Genomic DNA, 16,637 nt, shown 5'->3' on the forward strand with positions numbered 1-16,637 from the left:
ATCAGAACTGCCGGGTCAAGCGAAACACCAGCTGGCTTGCGCGACTGAAGTAGCCGAACAGCTGGGATTCACCATTGCTGAACTGGGTCCTGTTGCTCTTGCCGCCGTCCCAGAAAATGTCCGCTTCGACCTTCGCCAGCCACTTGTCGGAGAAGGTCATCGCCACGCTCGGGATCGCGAAGCCACCACCGTTCGACAGATCGAAGCCCACGGCCAGGCCGGGATTGATCGTGTCGTTCTTGTAGTTGAGCGTCGTGAACATGGTCAGGATGGTGCTGTGCTCGTTCAGCTTGGTGCCGTAGGCGAACAGGCGAACGAGGTCCTCACGGCCGTCGTAGTCCAGCACCTGGGTGTTGAACAGCTGGACCGACGAGAAGGACGGACGCGAGGTGCCGAAGATGCCTTCGAGGCTCAGGTCCTTGTCGATGCGGATCATGGTCCGCAGCGTGTCCTTCTTCTTGATGCCGTTCAGACCGATGCCGGGGTTGGCGGCATTTCCCGGATTGAAGGCGCCGCTGCCGACGTTGTACGGCTGGTCCTTGGTGAAGGCGACTTCCGCGCTGATCACGGCGTCCAGCGTTTCGCTGTAGCCGCTGACCGTGGCGCCGAGCACGTCGATCTTCGGATGGATCAGGTCGAACACGGCACCGGTGACCGGTACCCCCTGGTGCGGCCTGAAGACGGAACTGGCCACCGGATCAGCGGCAAAGGTCGTCAGGTAGGCGATCGAGTAGTTCAGGCCGTAGGCTTCACCGGACCAGCGGATACCGCCGGTCACGTCGTCCATGTCGCCGTCCTTGTGATCGCAGTTCTTGTCCGTCACCTGCGTCAGGTCGAAGCCGCGGTAGGGCTGGAAGAACCAGCGGCCGCCGCGGATATCGTAGGTGTTGCCGATGTCCTCGCAGCGGTCCCAGCCCGGACGCACGAAGGCGGCGATCATGCCCTTGGCTTCGGGAATGCGGATCTTGGTCGACACCATGATCAGCGGCTTGCGCCATTCCTCGTTCTCGCCCTCGAAGAACAGGCGCCAGCTGTAGTCGTAGCCATGAACCAGGTCCATCGCCTGGAAGAAGTCCGACTCGCCCCACACCAGCTGCTGCTTGCCGGCCTTGACCGTGATGCGGTCACCAATCGGAATCTCCGCCCAGAACTCGCGGATGTCGCCGTTGTTGTAGTTCTCGGTGATGCTCTTGCCGCCGGCCGTGCCGTTGGTGGCACGCAGGTCTTCGAGATCTTCGAGGTAGTTCGTCTTGTACTCGCGGTCGAGGCGACCGATCACCTTCCACTTGACCGGGCCGGTCTTCGCGTCGGCGTCGAGCAGCACGGAGCCACGCAACATCGACAGCTTGCCGGCGCTGTCCTTGCCGACTGCGCTCAGTTCCGGTTGATCCTCGAGATTGAACGAGGCCCAGGCACGCGCGTAACCCGACAGCTGGAAACTGAAATCGTCCGTACCCGCCCAGTTGCCACCCTCTTTCGCCGCCTCCTCGGCGCCCTGCGCGACGGGCATGCCCATCATCGCCAGTGCCGCCGCCACCGCCAGACCGGTGCCGGTCCGCCTGAAGGTTCTGCTTCTTCTCATGTCTCCACTCCCTCCTGTTTGGGACTACCCATGAGCCGCCTGCACACGCCCGTCGCCGTCGGCTGACACCGACGGGCGCGACGGGCTGCCCTCACACAACGACTGCAGGTTCTTCGGCGCGCTCGATCGGGCGCTGTTTGCTGCCCACGATGAACGCGGGGCGGAACACATAGACGATGGCCGGCATGATGAAGAGCGCACTGAAGGCCGAGATGAAGAGCCACAGAGCGATCAGCAGACCCATGTCGGCCTGCAGGCGCAGAGACGAGAAGCTCCACAGACCGACGCTGGTGATCAGCGTCAGTGCGGTCACCAGTACGCCGCGACCGGCGCTGGACAGCGCCTTGACGATGGCGCGTTCCACGTTGGGGTTGTGGTGCAGTTCCTCGCGGATGCCATCGACGATGTAGAAGGTGTAATCAACCCCCAGACCGATACCCAGGGCGACCACCGGCAGCGTGTTGATGTTCATGCCGATGCCCTGCCATGCCATGTAGCTGAAGGTGATGGTGTTGGACAGCATCACCGGGATCATGAAGAACACCCCGGCCACGGTGGAGCGGTAGGTCACCGTGCAGCAGACCACCAGCACCAGCAGCGCGAGCGCGATCGCCTCGATCTGGCCGGCGAGGATGACCTCGTTGACCGCGGCCAGCACGCCGACCAGGCCGCCGGCCAGCAGGTAGTCCGCCTTCTCGATCGGGTTCTGCGCCACGTAGTCCTGCACGCGGGCCACCGCGGTACGGATGGTTTCGCCCTGGTGGTCGCGGAAGAACAGCGTGACCGCGCCGTTCTTCGCGTCGGCGTCGGCGTAGCGGTCCATGTCGCCCGGATCGGAACCCGAGACGAACATATAGGTCAGCTCCGAATTTTCGCCGGCGTCGTTGCCCAGTTCGGCGTACATCGGATTGCCCTCGCGCAGCACGCGGCGCACCTGCGGCAGGATGTCGGCCAGCGAAATGCTGCCGCCGACCTCGGGCTGGGCTTCCATGTAGCGCTGGAAGTTGGCCATGCTCTGCAGCACTTCCGGCTCGCGCAGCGCGCCCTTCTCCTTGCCGGCGACCACGACGAACATGCGGTCGGAACCTTGGAACTGGCGGTTGATGTCGGACGCATCCTGGTTGTACGACGAGTCCGGCCACAGGATGGGAGAACCCGGGTTGGCGTCACCCACCTTCAGGTTGAAGGCATACCAGCCGGACACCACGAACACGATGCCGGTGATGGCCAGCACGACGTAGCGCAGGCGCGTGGTGACGACACCTGCACAGGCACGCAGGATGGTTTCGAGCACCGGGCGAATGTTCAGCGGATGCACGAACCCCTGTCCCGGCTTGAAGAAGGACAGCATGACCGGGGTCATGATCAGCGCACTGACGAAGATCGAGAAGATCCACACCGTGCCGATGTAGGAAATCTTTTCCAGCATCGGTATCGGGGTCAGCGCCACCACCAGCACGCAGCCCGCGTCGGCGACGATGGCCAGCATCGAAGGCTTGAAAAGATTCTTCGCGCTCGCCACCGCGGCCGCGGCCGACGTCGTCGCGCCGTGCGCGATCTCGTCGTCGTAGCGCGAAATCAGCTGCACCGAGTTGGAGATCGCCTGCGCCGTAATGAGGAAGGCCACCACGATCACCAGTGGATCGAGGTGGAAGCCCATCAGCTTGGCTGCGCCCAGCGCCCAGATCGCGCTGATGACACCGGCCAGCAGCGGCAGCACCGTGCCGTGCCAGGTGCGCGTGATCAGCATCAGGATGATGACCAGCGAAGCGATGGCGGCGAAGAAGATCTGTATGGTTTCGTCGAGGTAGTAATTGACCCAGCCGTAGAGCACCGGCTCGCCGACCACGCGCACCATTACGCCGTCGCCGTCGGCCTCCTTGACCAGACCCATGATCTGTTCGAAGGCCTTGCTGTAATTGATGTCACCGTCGAGGAAGTCGGCGGTGATCAGCGTGGCCTTCAGATCCATCGACACATAGGGGCCGTAGATCAGCGGATTGTTGAGCACCGCCTCCTTCAGCACCGCCATCTCGGCCGGCCCCTTGGGCAGCTCCGGCCACATGATGGGCCGCGACTCGACGCCCTCGGTCGAGGCGCGCACCTCCTTGATCTTCTTCGATGCGATCGAGATGATCTGGTAGGTGTCGACGCTGTCGACCTGCTGCAGACCTACGGTGATCTTCTGCACCTTGGCCAGCACCGAGGGCTTGAAGATGTCGCCTTCCTTCACCTCGATCATGATGCTGACCATGTTCGAACCGCCGAAGGTCGACTTGAACTGCTGGTTCACCGCGACGTACGGGTGGTTCTTCGGCAGCAAGTCGCTGAACACCGTCTTCACTTCGACGTGGCTCGCGAGATACCCCATGACGGCGGTCAGCAGCGCCACCGCCAGCACCACCCAGGTGCGATGACGGATCAGCGTCGCGAACGCATGTTCGACCTTGCTGAAAGTTTCGTTTTTCACAGCATTCTCCCCCTGCGCTTCTTATCGACCGACGATGGTCAGCTTGCCGCCCTCGAGCACGCCCAGATTGGCGCCCGATACGTAGTAGCGATTACCGGCACGCGCGATCTGCGTGCGCCAGGACACGTCACCCTCGGAGATGCGACCGAGCTTCCATTCGGCGGCTGCGGCGTCCGACGTGACCATCACGCCCTTGTCGCCGACGGCGACCCAGCGGTTCTCGTCCCATGCGATGTCGAGCAGGTGTTCGCGGGTCAGGCGCGGCACTTCGCGCCAGCTGGCGCCACCATCGCTGGTCACCAGCAGGGTCCCGGTCAGGCCCACGGCAACGCCGTTCTGGTCGTCGCGGAAATCGACGCCCATCAGGCTCACCTTGTTTTCGAGTTCGTTCTCGGTCCAGGTCGCGCCGCCGTCGGTGGTGCGCATGACGGTGCCGAACTCGCCGACCAGCCAGCCGTTCTGGCCGCGGAAGTAGATGTCGTTCCAGGCGCGGTCCTTCTCTTCCATCGCGCGCGTCCAGGTCACGCCCTTGTCTTCCGAGCGCAGCAGCGAACCGAATTCGCCGACCGCCCAGGCCACGCCGTCGAAGATGTGCACGCGGAACAGCTTGTTGGGGTTGTCCGACTTCGGCACCTGCCCGGCCTTCCAGGAGCTGCCGCCGTCGGCGGTGTAGAGAATGACGCCGTGGTTGCCCGCGACCACCGCGTGCTGCGCATCCCAGGCGGCGATGCCCTGCAGGTTTTCGTAGGTGGGGGCCACCTGGCGGTGCCAGGTCTTTCCGCCGTCGTCGCTGCGGACGATCTTGCCGCCGGTACCGGCAGCCCAGGCGATCTGCTCGCTCGGTGCGGTGACGCTGAAGAAGTTGTCGCGCCGCTCGACTGCCTTGGGCTCGACCTTGTTGATGACGGCTTCGGCCTTCACGAAGAAGCCCGCGTACAGCAGACCACCGATGATGGCGATGGGAAGCGTCGAGGTGACGACATTGACCGCGGCACGTGCACCGCTGCCGAACCGCTTGAGCTGGTGAAGCATCTTCTGTCTCCTTCTGGCGCCGTTCCGTGCGCTGGGCGCACGACGCTTTTCATGACCTGGACGGACATTTCGGCGTGAGGGGCCCCCTGCAGCCGCCAGAGGCCGCATACGGGTACTGCCGATTCCGCGTCAGGGTGTTTGGAGGAAGGCGGCCGGCCGGAACCGGCCGCTGTCGCTGCGACCGGCCTCCCCCGGCCGGTCGCGCCGGGGCACCTTGTGGGCGCCCCGGCTATCCATCACGACGCCCGTTCGGGCACCGGAAGGCCGACCCACTCCTTGTAGAAGGCTTCGATGTCCGGCTCGAAGTCGTGGATCACCGGGTACCACGGAGTCGGTGCCTCGACGTCGTGCAGCGTGCCGCAGGTCGGGCAGTAGTACTCGCGGTACACCTGCCAGTTGGTATCCGGCGCCATCAGCTTCGGATAAACCTCGGTCATCGCCTCTTCCGTGTCACGCACGTAGATGTGCGCGTGCATCTTCCAGTTGTCGGTGTAGTCGCAGAACTCGTGACCACAATCGCACTTGATGACCCACTGCTTCTTCGCGGTCTGCACGATGTACATGTGCGGGGCCAGCGGCAGCACGATCTTGTCCTTGAAGGTCACTTTCTTCTGCAGCGCCTCGACGTACTGCTTGAAGCGGCTGTTGTCCTTCGGCATGGACAGCATGCGGAAAGTGGTTTCCCAGTCCAGCGTGCCCTCGGCCAGGTGAGCGACCTGCTCGTTGGTGTAAGTCGACATTTATTGCTCCTTGATTCGCGTGATCGGTCTGTTGGAGGTCACTCTTCGACCTGGACGACAGTGGTGACGTCAGGCATCAGCGACAGGTCCATGCGGTGCTTGGAACCGTAGGACGGAACGCCCAGTTCGGTCTCCAGCAGTTGCCAGTCGGCCGGCAGGCTCCAGAAGTCCTTGAAGTGCTTGGTGAACTTCTCGGACAGCGCGAAGCTGGTGGCGAACATGTGCTGGACGGCCTGCGACGCGTGCTTGTTGATGATGCGTTCGCGCTCTTCCTTCATCCATTCGCGCACCGGCACCGCACGGGCCAGACGTTCCTTGCGCATCTCGGCGCGACGGGCCTGGGTCTTCGCCACATCGATGACATACGCACCCTTGGCGTTCTGGGTGAAGACGGCGCCGTACACCTTCTGGGCATACTCGGGCAGCAGGAACTTCTCGTTCAGGTCCTTCTCGATCGCCTTCGGCTCGCGGTCGATCGGGTCACCGAAGCCGGGGCCGCCACGCAGGTAGTTCAGGTACAGATCGTGGTTGTCGTAGCAGTCCTCGGTGGTCATGCACTGCTTGTCGCGCTTGATCCGTGCCGTGGCGTCGATGTTGTGCTCGTAGGTCGGCGAGGTCGGATCGATGTCACCACCCAGCGGCAGGCTTTCGCCGTTGGCGATGCGGCGCTCCAGGCCCGTCTTGTGGGCTTCGAAGCGGTAGCCGGTGGCAGCCGGGTAACCACCCATCATGCCCCAGTCACTGTTCATGAAGCCGTTGCCCATGAAGAACATCGTCCAGTCCTGGGCGTTCCACACCATGCGCAGCGTCTCGAAACCGCAGCCGCCACGGTACTTGCCGTAGCCGCCGGAGTTGGCCTTCACATTGCGGCCCATGTAGAGCAGCGGTTCGGCCATTTCCCAGATTTCGATGTCGCCCATGTCGCCTTCCGGATTCCAGATGGCGGCGGCGTGGTTCAGGCCGTCCTTGACGGCGCATGCTCCAGTACCGCACGACGAGGCTTCGAAGCTGTTGACCGCGTGGATCTCGCCGTCCTGGTTGATACCGCCACCCTGCAGCCAGTTCGAGGTGTTGGCATTGCCGGCGTTCACCTCTTCGAGGTAGCCGCGGCTGAAGTAGGACTGCGACAGGCCGCGCCACAGCGCCGCCCAGCCGGACACCAGGAAGTGCCATGCGTAGGCGTGGCCGGTGCGCCGGTCATCCGGGTTGCACCAGGTGCCCTTGGGCAGGTGGAACTCGGTGGCGAAGTAGGCGCCGTCGTTGATGCGCTGCGTCGGCACCAGCGTCTGGCACATCATCACCCAGATGCCCGAGGTGAAGGCCACCTGGTGGGCGTTGAAGGTATGCCAGCCCCAGCGGCTCGCACCTTCGAAGTCGAGGCGCCACTTGCCGTCCGGCTTGATCGTCATTTCGCACGGCGAGTGCATGATCGAGTCGAGCTTGGCGAAGGCGGAGGACACCTGCACGTCTTCGTGCTTGTACGGCACATCGACGAAGGACACCTTGCGGTACTTGCCCGGCAGCGTCATCGCCTTGATGCGGCTCATCAGGCCGCGACGGCCTTCTTCGATGACTTCGTAGGCGAACTTCTCGTAGGCCTCGATGCCGTCGGCACGGATCACTTCCTCGACCAGTTCGCGGATCATGTGGCAACCGGCGATACGGGTCTTCTCGTCGAGAATCCAGTACTTCGGCGTACGCACCGAACGCTGCGACTCGTGCAGCCAGTCACGCAGCGGCGTGTCATTCACACCGGTCTTGCGGCAGGTGATCATGTAGCCGTCGCCGAAGCGCTGCACCTGACCGGTGGACATCGAACCCGGGGTCACCGCGCCGGTGTCGATCACGTGCGTCACACCGCCCACCCAGCCGATCAGACGGCCTTCCCAGAAGATCGGGACGATGGTGGCGATGTCGCACGGGTGCACATTGCCGATCGAGCAGTCGTTGTTGGTGAACATGTCACCGGGATTGATGCCGGGGTTGGCTTCCCAGTTGTTCTCGATCATGTACTTGATCGCCGCGCCCATCGTGCCGACGTGGATGATGATGCCGGTCGAGGTGAGTACGCAGTCGCCGACAGCGTTGTACAGCGTGAAGCACAGTTCGCCTTCCTGCTCGACGATCGGGCTGGCGGCGATCTTCTTCGCGGTTTCGCGGGCATGCACCAGGCCGCCGCGCAGCTTGGAGAACAGCTTCTCGTAGCCGATCGGATCGGCGTCGCGCAGTTCCAGCTTTTCCAGGCCGTTGTAGTGGCCGCTGGCCTTGGTGCGCTCGATGATGCCGTCGCGGAACTGCTTCAGCGTCTGGCCGTTCTTCAGGAGATCGGCGAAGCCGGTCTCGTTGTTGCTCAACATGTTCATTCAGTCTCTCCTTTGGAGTTTTTTCCGGATCGCTGTGCTGTCGACCCCGGATGGGTGCCGACAGCCCTTCAGGACACCGGCGCTTACTTGACTTCCTTCAGGTGGAACAGGCGGTGCTTATCGACGAAGGTCTCGAAGCCGTCCGGCACGACGAAGGTGGTGGCATCGGATTCGATGATGGCCGGGCCGACGATGTGGTTGCCCGACTTCAGCGCTTCCATCTTCCAGATCACCGCATCGACCCACTTCTTGTGGCGATAGAACGGACGGGTACCGATGCGCGCTTCCGGCGGCGGCGTGGGGCCGCAGTCCGGGTCTTCCGGCAGCACCGGCTTCTGCGTCACCACGGTGCCGCGCATGATTGCGCCGGTGGCCGAGAAGCCCAGTTCGGGCGAACGTGCGGAGCTCGCATAGACGCGGCCGTAGGTGTTCTCGAAGGCTTCGACGATCTTGTCCCAGTCGGACGCGGTCGCAGCGGTCGACACCGGCGAGATGATCTCCAGGTCGTTCAGCTGACCCATGTACTGCATCTTGTAGCCGGGGATGAGCATCACGTCTTCCGGCTTGAAGCCGTTGATGACGAACTCCTCGATCACCTTGCCCGCCAGCTCCGTCCAGGCCGCCTGCAGGGTCTGGCATGCGGCCGCCTTGTCGGCGTCGCTGGCCAGCTGGGCGACACCGAGGTCGACCGACTTGTCGTAGCGATATTCGAAGTCGGCGCAGGCGCAACCGAAGGCCGAGAAGCCGGCCGCCCAGGCGGGTACGACGACGTCCTTGAAGCCGACGCCTTCGGTGTAGCCGTAGGTGTGAACCGGGCCGGCACCGCCGTAGGAGAAGCAGGTGAACTCGGCCGGGTTGTAACCCTTGGCGCTGATGTTGGCGCGCAGGTACTCGGACAGCGTCAGGTCGAGCAGCTCGATCACGCCGGCGGCGGCGTCTTCCACCGACAGGCCCAGCGGGTCGGCGATCTGCGCCTTGATGTGGTCACGCGCACGCTGCACGTCGAGCTTGATCGCGCCGCCGAGGAAGTTGTTCGGGTTCAGGTAACCCAGCACGACGTGGCAGTCGGACACCGACACCGTGTCCAGGCCACTTTCCGGCCAGCAGGTACCGACGCGGTAGCCGGCGCTGTCCGGGCCCAGCTTCAGCGACTTCGAGTACGGATCCAGGCGCACGAAGGAACCGGCGCCGGCACCGACCGAGTCCATCGCCACCAGCGGCAGCGACAGCACCAGGCGGGCCATGTCCGGATCGGACTTGATGGCGAACGAACCCTTGGTGATCAGTGCCACGTCGAACGAGGTACCGCCGATGTCCGAGCAGGCGATGTTCTCGTCACCCAGCGCTTCGCCCAGCAGCTTGGAGCCGATCACGCCGCCGATCGGGCCGGACACGATGGTGCGGGCCAGTTCCTTGGCCTTCCAGCTGATGGTGCCGCCGTGCGTGGCCATCACGCGCAGGTCGAACTTGCCACCGTGCTTCTTGAAGCGGTCGCTCACCTTCTTCAGCGTTTCGCGCGACGGTTCCGCGCCGTAGGCTTCGAGAATGGTGGTGTTCATGCGGTGGCTTTCCTTGCGCTGCGGGTAGTAATCCACCGAGGCAAAGACCGGGATATTGACGTTCAGCTTCTTCAGCTCTTCCTTGACGATGTCGCGGGCGCGCTGTTCGCTGGTGCCGTTCTTGTGCGACTGCAGGAAGCAGATGACGATGGCTTGAGAGCCGGCATCGACCAGCTCCTTCACCGCGGTGCGCACTTCGGCTTCGCGCAGCGGAATGACGACCTTGCCCTGCACATCCGTACGCTCGGTCACGCCACGGGTACGCGACACCGGAACCAGCGGCTCGTCATAGCGGTGCGTGTTCAGGTGGATGCGGTCTTCCAGCGCGTAACCCAGATAGCTCTGCAGCGCGCGGCCCATCGAATGCACCTGCTCGAAACCGCGGTTGCAGATGAGGCCGACGTCGAGGCCCTTGCGCATCAGCACGCGGTTCAGCATCGCGGTACCGGAGTACACGCAGGTCACCAGCTCCGGGTACACGTCATCGACCTCACGGCCCCAGTGCGCCAGTGCATCGACCGACGAGTTGTAGATCGCCAGGGATTCGTCCCCGGGATTGCTCTGTGCCTTGCCGACCACGAAGCGGCCGTCCGCACGGACAAAGAAGGTGTCGGTCATGGTGCCGCCTGCATCAATCCCCAGCACCTGAACCGACGAGTTATCGATCGTCATCTCCACGTCTCCATTTGAATAGTCCAACTGCTCTTCGCCTCCGACCCCCGTGGGCCGGTGTTTCCTGATCGATCTGGCCGCGATCGAACAAGCCTCCAGGTGCAAGGACGGTGCCAGTGCGGATTCCGGCACACGGCAATCTCGCAAGCGATTGATTTATAGACGGTTAATTTTCTTCGCCGGGCGGGTGACAACATGCCGACGGGCATCGGACGGATGGAATTCGGACGGCATCGTATGAAGCGACCGTAGTGCGATCGGACAGTCCGGAAACCCGCGTCGGACGGTCGTTTCGGACGGTTTTGACATGCTGCGTCGCAACAACTTCCAGGCGGCAACACCGCTGCGGTTCGCGCTGCGTGGCTGGGGTGGGTTGGGAGCGGGCTTGCTCGCGATTGCGGCCTTGATTGATCGAGGCCGACGGCCAGTCAAAGGCGCGTCGCGGCCAAGGCCGTTCCCACAGGAAATGCGCATGACACGCAGTCGAAGCCGGCTCTTTGTGGGAGGGGTCTTCTGACCTCGACAGCAACGGTGGGCAGTGCGCGGCGCTTGGTTCAGATCTCGGCGGTAGCCAGGGCCGCTCCCACACGAAATGCGCACGACACGCGGTCGAATCCGGGCTTTCTGTAGGAGGAGTCTTCTGACCCCGACAGCAACGGAGGGCAGTGCGCGGCGCTTGGTTCAGGCCCAAGCGGTAATCATGACTACTTCCCGCAGAGCGCCCTCGTTCGGTGCCTGGCGCGAAGCCCGTGGGAGCGAACTTGCTCGCGATTGCGGGCTTGACCGAACCCGGCGGCCGGCCAAAGCCGTGTCGCGGCCAAGGCCGCTCCCACAGGGTGCTGGCTGGATCCGGTTCTGCGTGGAGCGGTCTTCCGACCGCGACTTCAGGACTTGTGCCGGACGCGTTGAATCGTCGCTCGCGCGCTCAACGCAGCAGGATGGATTTCACTTTCCACACATGCTCGGCCGGCCGTTCGAGCGACGGTGACGGTAGCGCGCGCAGGCCGCGCAGCGTGGCGTCGCGCGCCGCGACGCGCTGAAGCCAGCGCGCCAGCGCGTTGAAGCGATGCATATCCACGTCGGACCAGGCATGCATGCGCATCCAGGCCCAGTGCGCGATGTCCGCAATGCTGAACGCGCCGGCAAGGTAGTCGGCGCCCTGGAGGTGGTGGTCGAACAGCGCGAACAGACGCAGCATCTCCGCCCGTGCGGCCTTCGCATCGCCCGTCTTCGCCGCGTCGGCGGCATCGACCGGCAGCATGAGCCACTGCATCACGCGCGAGCGACCGATGGCGTCGCTCGGCATCAGCTGGCCGCTGCGTTCGGCGAGATAGACCAGAACCGGGCCGGCATCGCTGACCGAGAAACCCGCTGCGTCGTGATCGACGATGGTGGGCGAACAGGCGCAGGCGCTGACGCGCATGAATTCCGGCGCCAGGCGTTCGCCGCTGCAGGCGTCCATCGGGTGCACGGCATAGGGGATGCGCAGCTCTTCGAGCGCAATCGAAACCTTCCAGCCATCAGGTGTCGGTGCAGAGTAAAGGTCGATCATTCGCGCATCCCCCGATGCAGTGCTTCGTGGCCTCGATGCGATCCGGATGCGCGCGCCGCCCTGCCCTGCAGCGTGTCGACACTCACCCGGCTTCGCATGTCGGCGATCCTCAGGCGCGCGCGCTCGGGCGCGCGCTCACGTCCTTGTGCCAGCGCAGCAGATTGCTGCAGTCGGCCGGAATACCGATGTCCGACCAGCCTGCGAACTCGATGCTGCAGAAGGTGGTGCAGTCGGCCACCGAGAAGGTCTCGCCGGCAACGTAGCGGTGCTTGCCCAGCTGCTGGTCGAACTTGCGGAAGAAGTGACCGAGCCGCTCGCGGCCACGCTCGACCAGGGCGGGAATCTGCGCCACCGGTGAAGCGAAACCCGGCAGGCCGCGGTCGCGGAAGGCATCGGCGGTGTTCCGGAACACTTCGCCGGCGGCCATCATGCCTTCGTCGAAGGCACGCCTTTCCCACATGTCGACGATGGCGCGCTCGTAGGCGTTGCGACCGAGCAGCGGCGGCGCCGGATGCAGTTCTTCGAGGTAACGGCAGATCGCCATCGACTCGCCGATCTGGCGGCCGTCCGGCAGTTCCAGCATGGGCACCATGGCCTGCGGAAACTTCTCGATGTAGTCGGCGCGCAGGCGCAGGTTCTCACCCGACACCTCGACGATGTTCAGGTCCAGGTCCTTCTCGACCAGAAACATGCGAACCCGCTTCGGGTTCGGGGCTGCGTGCCAGTCGTACAGTTTCATGTGTCCGTTCTCCCAGGGTGCCATCACAGCATGTCCGAATGTTCGGCGAGGTAGCTCGCCACACCGCGATCGGTCGGCGTCATGCCGGCCTTGCCCTTCTGCCATCCGGCGGGGCAGACCTCGCCGTGCAGTTCCGTGTGCTGGAGCGCATCGATCACGCGCAGCAGCTCGTCGATGTCGCGACCCAGCGCGAGGTTGTTCACGATCTGGTGCTGCACCACGCCGGAACGATCGATCAGGAAGGTGCCGCGCAGCGAGATGCCCATCGGCCCTTCGACCCCGTAGGCACGCGACACCGCGTGCGTCATGTCGGAGATCAGCGGATAGCTGAGTGGGCCAACACCGCCCTCGGCATACGAGGTCTTCTTCCACGCCAGGTGGGTATAGGCCGAGTCGATGGAACAGCCGACCACATCGACATTGCGGCGGGCGAACTCGGGCATGCGCCGCTCGAAGGCGATCAGTTCCGACGGACAGACGAAGGTGAAATCCAGCGGATAGAAGAACAGCACGGTGTAGCGCCCGCGACCGTCCGACAGCGTGTAGGGGCGGAACTCGTTGTCGCCCCACACCGCGTTCTCGGTGAAGTCCGGCGCCGTCTGGCCAACCAGGATGCTCATGTCGATTCCTTTGAAGAGACGATTTCCGGGCGGAAGTGCCGGGCGCGGAAAGGTTTGCGCTGACGTCCGGCCGGCGGCGGGTCGTAGCCTTCGGGCTGACGCCAGGCCATCAGGCGCTGGTAGCTGGCGAGCAGCTTCATGAAGTTGGGCAGCGCACGGCGGGCCGGTGACGCTTCGTCGTACAGGTCCATCAGCTCGCGCAGTTCGCGCAGCGTGAAGCCGAGCTGCACGGCGGCCGCGGCGATGATGAGCCGGTCATCGTCCTCGCAGCTGTAGCGGTCGGCGCCGGCTGCGTCGATGATGCCGAGCTCCTCGAAGGCGGAAACCCGCGCCAGCGGAATGCCGTAACCCTGCACCAGCTGCTGCAGCGTGATCACGTTGGCGCGCGCGCTGCGACGCGCGGCGGCGGCAGGCGCCGCACCGCCCGGCGTCAGCACAGCACCACCGGTGCAGTGAGCACCGGCGCACCGGTCTTTTCGAGCACCTCGTCGATGCTCACGCCGGGCGCCAGTTCGCGCAGCTCCAGACCGTCAGGCGTCACCGCCAGCACGCACAGGTCGGTGATGATGAGGCTCACCACGCCGACCCCGGTCAGCGGCAGGTCGCACTGCTTCAGTATCTTGTGTTCGCCGCTGCGGCTGCAGTGCTCCATCATGACGATGACACGGCGCACACCGGCCACCAGATCCATCGCGCCGCCCATGCCCTTGACCAGCTTGCCCGGAATCATCCAGTTCGCCAGATCGCCGCGTTCGCTCACCTGCATCGCGCCGAGGATGGCGAGGTCGATATGGCCGCCGCGGATCATCGCGAACGAGTCGGCGCTGCTGAAGAAGCTGCTGCCCGGCAGCGTGCTCACCGTCTGCTTGCCGGCGTTGATCAGGTCGGCGTCGACTTCGTCCTCGGTCGGAAAGGGGCCGATGCCCAGCAGGCCGTTTTCCGACTGCAGCCACACGTCCATGCCTTCCGGAATGTGATTGGCCACCAGCGTCGGCATGCCGATGCCGAGGTTCACGTAGTAGCCGTCGCGCAGTTCGCGCGCCGCGCGGCGCGCCATGTCGTCTCGTGTCCAAGCCATGTCAGGCAGTCCTCGTCGTGCGTTTTTCGATGTGCTTCGAAGGGGTGCGATTGACGATCACGCGCTGCACGAAAATGCCCGGCGTATGGATCTGGTCCGGGTCGAGCTGCCCGGTCGGCACGATCTCTTCGACCTCGGCGATCGTCGTGCGCCCGGCAGTCGCGATCATCGGATTGAAGTTGCGCGCGGTCTTGCGGAAGACCAGATTGCCCGCGCCATCCGCCTTCCACGCCTTGACCAGGGCCACATCGGCCAGCAGTGCGTGCTCAAGCAAATAGCGGTGTCCGCCGAAATCGCGCGTTTCCTTGCCGTCGGCGACCGGCGTGCCGACGCCGGTGCGGGTGTAGAACGCCGGGATCCCGGCCCCGCCGGCGCGCAGCTTCTCGGCCAGCGTGCCCTGCGGCGTCAGTTCGACCTCCAGCTCGCCCGACAGCAGCTGTCGTTCGAATTCCTCGTTTTCGCCGACGTAGGACGCGATCATCCGGCGCACCTGACGATTGGCCAGCAGCTTGCCGAGACCGATGCCATCGACGCCGGCGTTGTTGCTGATCACCGTGAGGTCATGCGTGCCGCTGTCGGCCACCGCGTCGATCAACTGCTCGGGAATGCCGCACAGCCCGAAGCCGCCGACCGCCAGCGTCTGTCCGTCCTTGAGCAAACCCTTGAGCGCGCTCTTGGCGTCCGGGTAGAGCTTTTTCATCTGCCTCCTCCTTGTTGCATCGGTGTTTCGCGACGTCGCCGCGAATTGCCCGGAGGAGATTCAGCAAAGCCTGTGCCGGCGCGAGTCGTGTGCATCGCACCATCGACGGAAACGGCATTCCGGAGGGGGATGAAGTGACCGCTTACCGGGAAACGTTGCGACGCACCAGACAGGAAGTCCGAAAATCGGCCGCAGCCCGTCGACCGGGCGGTCCGACTTTCAGGCGATGCCTGCATCCGGAATGGCACCTGCCGTGTAGCACGAGGGGTACCGCCGCGGATGCATCCTGTGTCCGGCCGGAACATTCCCGACAACCGTTACGGAGATTTCGTCATGACCCGTCTGAAAGCCTGCAAAGTCGTCATTGCCGCCCTCGCCCTGGCCGCCTCATCGGCACAGGCCGCCACCTTCCAGTTCGTCGCCAACCTGTCGGGCGCGAGCCAGGTACCCGCCAACGCCTCGACGGCGTACGGCAGCGCCTACCTCACGTTCGACGACAGCACGAACAGCATCACCCAGCTCATCTTCGGCGCTGGCGGTCTGGCCGCCTCGGTGACAGGTGCCCATATTCACGAAGGTCCGGCCGGCAGTAACGGACCGGTGGTGTTCGATTTCGCCGACGACATCCTGCAGGCGATGCAGGACGACGGCAGCTGGACGGCCGCCGCATTCACCCGGAGCGGGCCGGGCGCGCTCGATCTGACCGATCTGCTGGCGGGGGGTTATTACGTGAACATCCACAACGCGGTCTTTCCCGGCGGCGAGATCCGCGGCCAGTTGCTGCAGGTGACGGCGGTACCGGAGCCTGGCACCTGGGCCATGCTGGCTGCGGGCCTGGGTCTGGTCACGCTGGTCGCACGCCGGCGCGTCTGAACACGCTGCCGGCGAGCGATCGCCACAGTCCGGAATTCGTCCGCCCGACGGCGGGCGGTTCGACTTTCAGTCTGTGGAACGGCTGACCGCGGCGTTCGGAGGTATGTCCGGATGGCGTCGATGCGCGGCAAACGGCGTGTCGACGCCATCGTGCGGGGGCATGTCGAACGGGTGTGGCAGACGGGACGGATGGCATGGTCCGTGCGCAGCGTCGTGCGGGTCAATCCGACCCGGCCATTCCGGAGCCCCGAATGTATACCACCCAGTTCCACGCCGACGATCTGAGCTGGCAGGCCAGCGGCATCGAAGGCGTGCATTACAAGGTGCTCGACGGCAACCCCGCCGAAGGCGCTTCAGTCGTTGTCTACCGCTTCGATCCCGGATCGACGGTGCAGAACCACCTGCACACCGAGGCCGACGAAGTGGCTTACGTGCTCGACGGCGAGTTCATCGAGAACGGCCGCCGCTACGGTCCGGGCGCCGTGTTCGCCGCGCCGGCCGGCACCGTGCACGGACCGCACGAGACGGACACCGGCTGCACCGTCATGTTCATGCTGTCGAAAACACTGGATTTCGTCGCGGTCTGAATCGCGCAGGCGCACGGTCTGCGGGAGCGGCCTCGACCGCGACAAGGCCGCTGCAGTCCGCGGGCTTCGA

At 64.5% G+C, this 16,637-nt stretch carries 14 protein-coding genes; 2 read left to right on the forward strand and 12 right to left on the reverse strand.

Annotated features, from left to right (window positions below):
• Position 1 precedes the first annotated feature (1 nt).
• The 12 genes from AC51BJ_RS02945 to AC51BJ_RS03000 form a co-directional block, all read right to left on the reverse strand.
• Positions 2–1,582 (reverse strand): DUF1302 family protein, encoded by a 1,581-nt coding sequence (locus tag AC51BJ_RS02945; RefSeq protein WP_232419640.1) that lies wholly within the window; start codon positions 1,580–1,582, stop codon positions 2–4.
• A gap of 91 nt (positions 1,583–1,673) precedes the next feature.
• Complete coding sequence (locus AC51BJ_RS02950) at positions 1,674–4,052, reverse strand: efflux RND transporter permease subunit (protein WP_496279285.1); 2,379 nt, start codon at positions 4,050–4,052, stop codon at positions 1,674–1,676.
• A gap of 21 nt (positions 4,053–4,073) precedes the next feature.
• Positions 4,074–5,084: a WD40/YVTN/BNR-like repeat-containing protein gene (locus tag AC51BJ_RS02955; protein WP_430434155.1), complete on the reverse strand. Its 1,011-nt coding sequence runs from the start codon at positions 5,082–5,084 to the stop codon at positions 4,074–4,076.
• Positions 5,085–5,320: 236 nt separating this feature from the next.
• A complete protein-coding gene (locus AC51BJ_RS02960) occupies positions 5,321–5,824 on the reverse strand; it encodes an acetone carboxylase subunit gamma (RefSeq protein ID WP_019918104.1) in 504 nt (167 codons plus the stop codon).
• A gap of 38 nt (positions 5,825–5,862) precedes the next feature.
• Positions 5,863–8,187, reverse strand: a complete 2,325-nt coding sequence (locus AC51BJ_RS02965) for a hydantoinase B/oxoprolinase family protein (protein WP_019918103.1) — start codon at positions 8,185–8,187, stop codon at positions 5,863–5,865.
• Between the two features lie 83 nt (positions 8,188–8,270).
• Complete coding sequence (locus AC51BJ_RS02970; RefSeq protein ID WP_019918100.1) at positions 8,271–10,418, reverse strand: hydantoinase/oxoprolinase family protein; 2,148 nt, start codon at positions 10,416–10,418, stop codon at positions 8,271–8,273.
• Positions 10,419–11,343: 925 nt separating this feature from the next.
• The gene (locus AC51BJ_RS02975) at positions 11,344–11,970 is read right to left on the reverse strand and encodes a glutathione S-transferase family protein (protein WP_430434158.1); all 627 of its coding nucleotides are present in this window, start codon (positions 11,968–11,970) and stop codon (positions 11,344–11,346) included.
• A 109-nt stretch (positions 11,971–12,079) separates the two neighbouring features.
• Positions 12,080–12,709, reverse strand: a complete 630-nt coding sequence (locus tag AC51BJ_RS02980) for a glutathione S-transferase family protein (protein ID WP_024300415.1) — start codon at positions 12,707–12,709, stop codon at positions 12,080–12,082.
• A gap of 23 nt (positions 12,710–12,732) precedes the next feature.
• Positions 12,733–13,329: a peroxiredoxin gene (locus tag AC51BJ_RS02985; protein ID WP_019918097.1), complete on the reverse strand. Its 597-nt coding sequence runs from the start codon at positions 13,327–13,329 to the stop codon at positions 12,733–12,735.
• A complete protein-coding gene (locus tag AC51BJ_RS02990; RefSeq protein ID WP_430434160.1) occupies positions 13,326–13,766 on the reverse strand; it encodes a MerR family transcriptional regulator in 441 nt (146 codons plus the stop codon). The genes AC51BJ_RS02985 and AC51BJ_RS02990 overlap by 4 nt, the downstream gene beginning before the upstream one ends.
• Complete coding sequence (locus AC51BJ_RS02995; RefSeq protein WP_304027014.1) at positions 13,760–14,407, reverse strand: 3-oxoacid CoA-transferase subunit B; 648 nt, start codon at positions 14,405–14,407, stop codon at positions 13,760–13,762. The genes AC51BJ_RS02990 and AC51BJ_RS02995 overlap by 7 nt, the downstream gene beginning before the upstream one ends.
• Before the next feature lies 1 nt (position 14,408).
• Positions 14,409–15,107: a CoA transferase subunit A gene (locus AC51BJ_RS03000; RefSeq protein WP_019918094.1), complete on the reverse strand. Its 699-nt coding sequence runs from the start codon at positions 15,105–15,107 to the stop codon at positions 14,409–14,411.
• 333 nt (positions 15,108–15,440) lie between these two features.
• Here AC51BJ_RS03000 and AC51BJ_RS03005 point away from each other — a divergent pair, with 333 nt between their 5' ends.
• A complete protein-coding gene (locus tag AC51BJ_RS03005) occupies positions 15,441–15,980 on the forward strand; it encodes a CHRD domain-containing protein (protein ID WP_430434161.1) in 540 nt (179 codons plus the stop codon).
• A gap of 251 nt (positions 15,981–16,231) precedes the next feature.
• The gene (locus AC51BJ_RS03010; protein ID WP_496279286.1) at positions 16,232–16,567 is read left to right on the forward strand and encodes a cupin domain-containing protein; all 336 of its coding nucleotides are present in this window, start codon (positions 16,232–16,234) and stop codon (positions 16,565–16,567) included.
• Positions 16,568–16,637: the final 70 nt, after the last annotated feature.

Source organism: Methyloversatilis sp. S146-33 (assembly GCF_059552495.1).

Coding starts and splice junctions, on each gene's coding strand:
- AC51BJ_RS02945 (WP_232419640.1), bottom strand. CDS start 1,582: ATGAGAAGAAGCAGAACCTTCAGGCGGACCGGCACCGGTCTGGCGGTG.
- AC51BJ_RS02955 (WP_430434155.1), bottom strand. CDS start 5,084: ATGCTTCACCAGCTCAAGCGGTTCGGCAGCGGTGCACGTGCCGCGGTC.
- AC51BJ_RS02960 (WP_019918104.1), bottom strand. CDS start 5,824: ATGTCGACTTACACCAACGAGCAGGTCGCTCACCTGGCCGAGGGCACG.
- AC51BJ_RS02965 (WP_019918103.1), bottom strand. CDS start 8,187: ATGAACATGTTGAGCAACAACGAGACCGGCTTCGCCGATCTCCTGAAG.
- AC51BJ_RS02970 (WP_019918100.1), bottom strand. CDS start 10,418: ATGACGATCGATAACTCGTCGGTTCAGGTGCTGGGGATTGATGCAGGC.
- AC51BJ_RS02975 (WP_430434158.1), bottom strand. CDS start 11,970: ATGATCGACCTTTACTCTGCACCGACACCTGATGGCTGGAAGGTTTCG.
- AC51BJ_RS02980 (WP_024300415.1), bottom strand. CDS start 12,709: ATGAAACTGTACGACTGGCACGCAGCCCCGAACCCGAAGCGGGTTCGC.
- AC51BJ_RS02985 (WP_019918097.1), bottom strand. CDS start 13,329: ATGAGCATCCTGGTTGGCCAGACGGCGCCGGACTTCACCGAGAACGCG.
- AC51BJ_RS02995 (WP_304027014.1), bottom strand. CDS start 14,407: ATGGCTTGGACACGAGACGACATGGCGCGCCGCGCGGCGCGCGAACTG.
- AC51BJ_RS03000 (WP_019918094.1), bottom strand. CDS start 15,107: ATGAAAAAGCTCTACCCGGACGCCAAGAGCGCGCTCAAGGGTTTGCTC.
- AC51BJ_RS03005 (WP_430434161.1), top strand. CDS start 15,441: ATGACCCGTCTGAAAGCCTGCAAAGTCGTCATTGCCGCCCTCGCCCTG.
- AC51BJ_RS03010 (WP_496279286.1), top strand. CDS start 16,232: ATGTATACCACCCAGTTCCACGCCGACGATCTGAGCTGGCAGGCCAGC.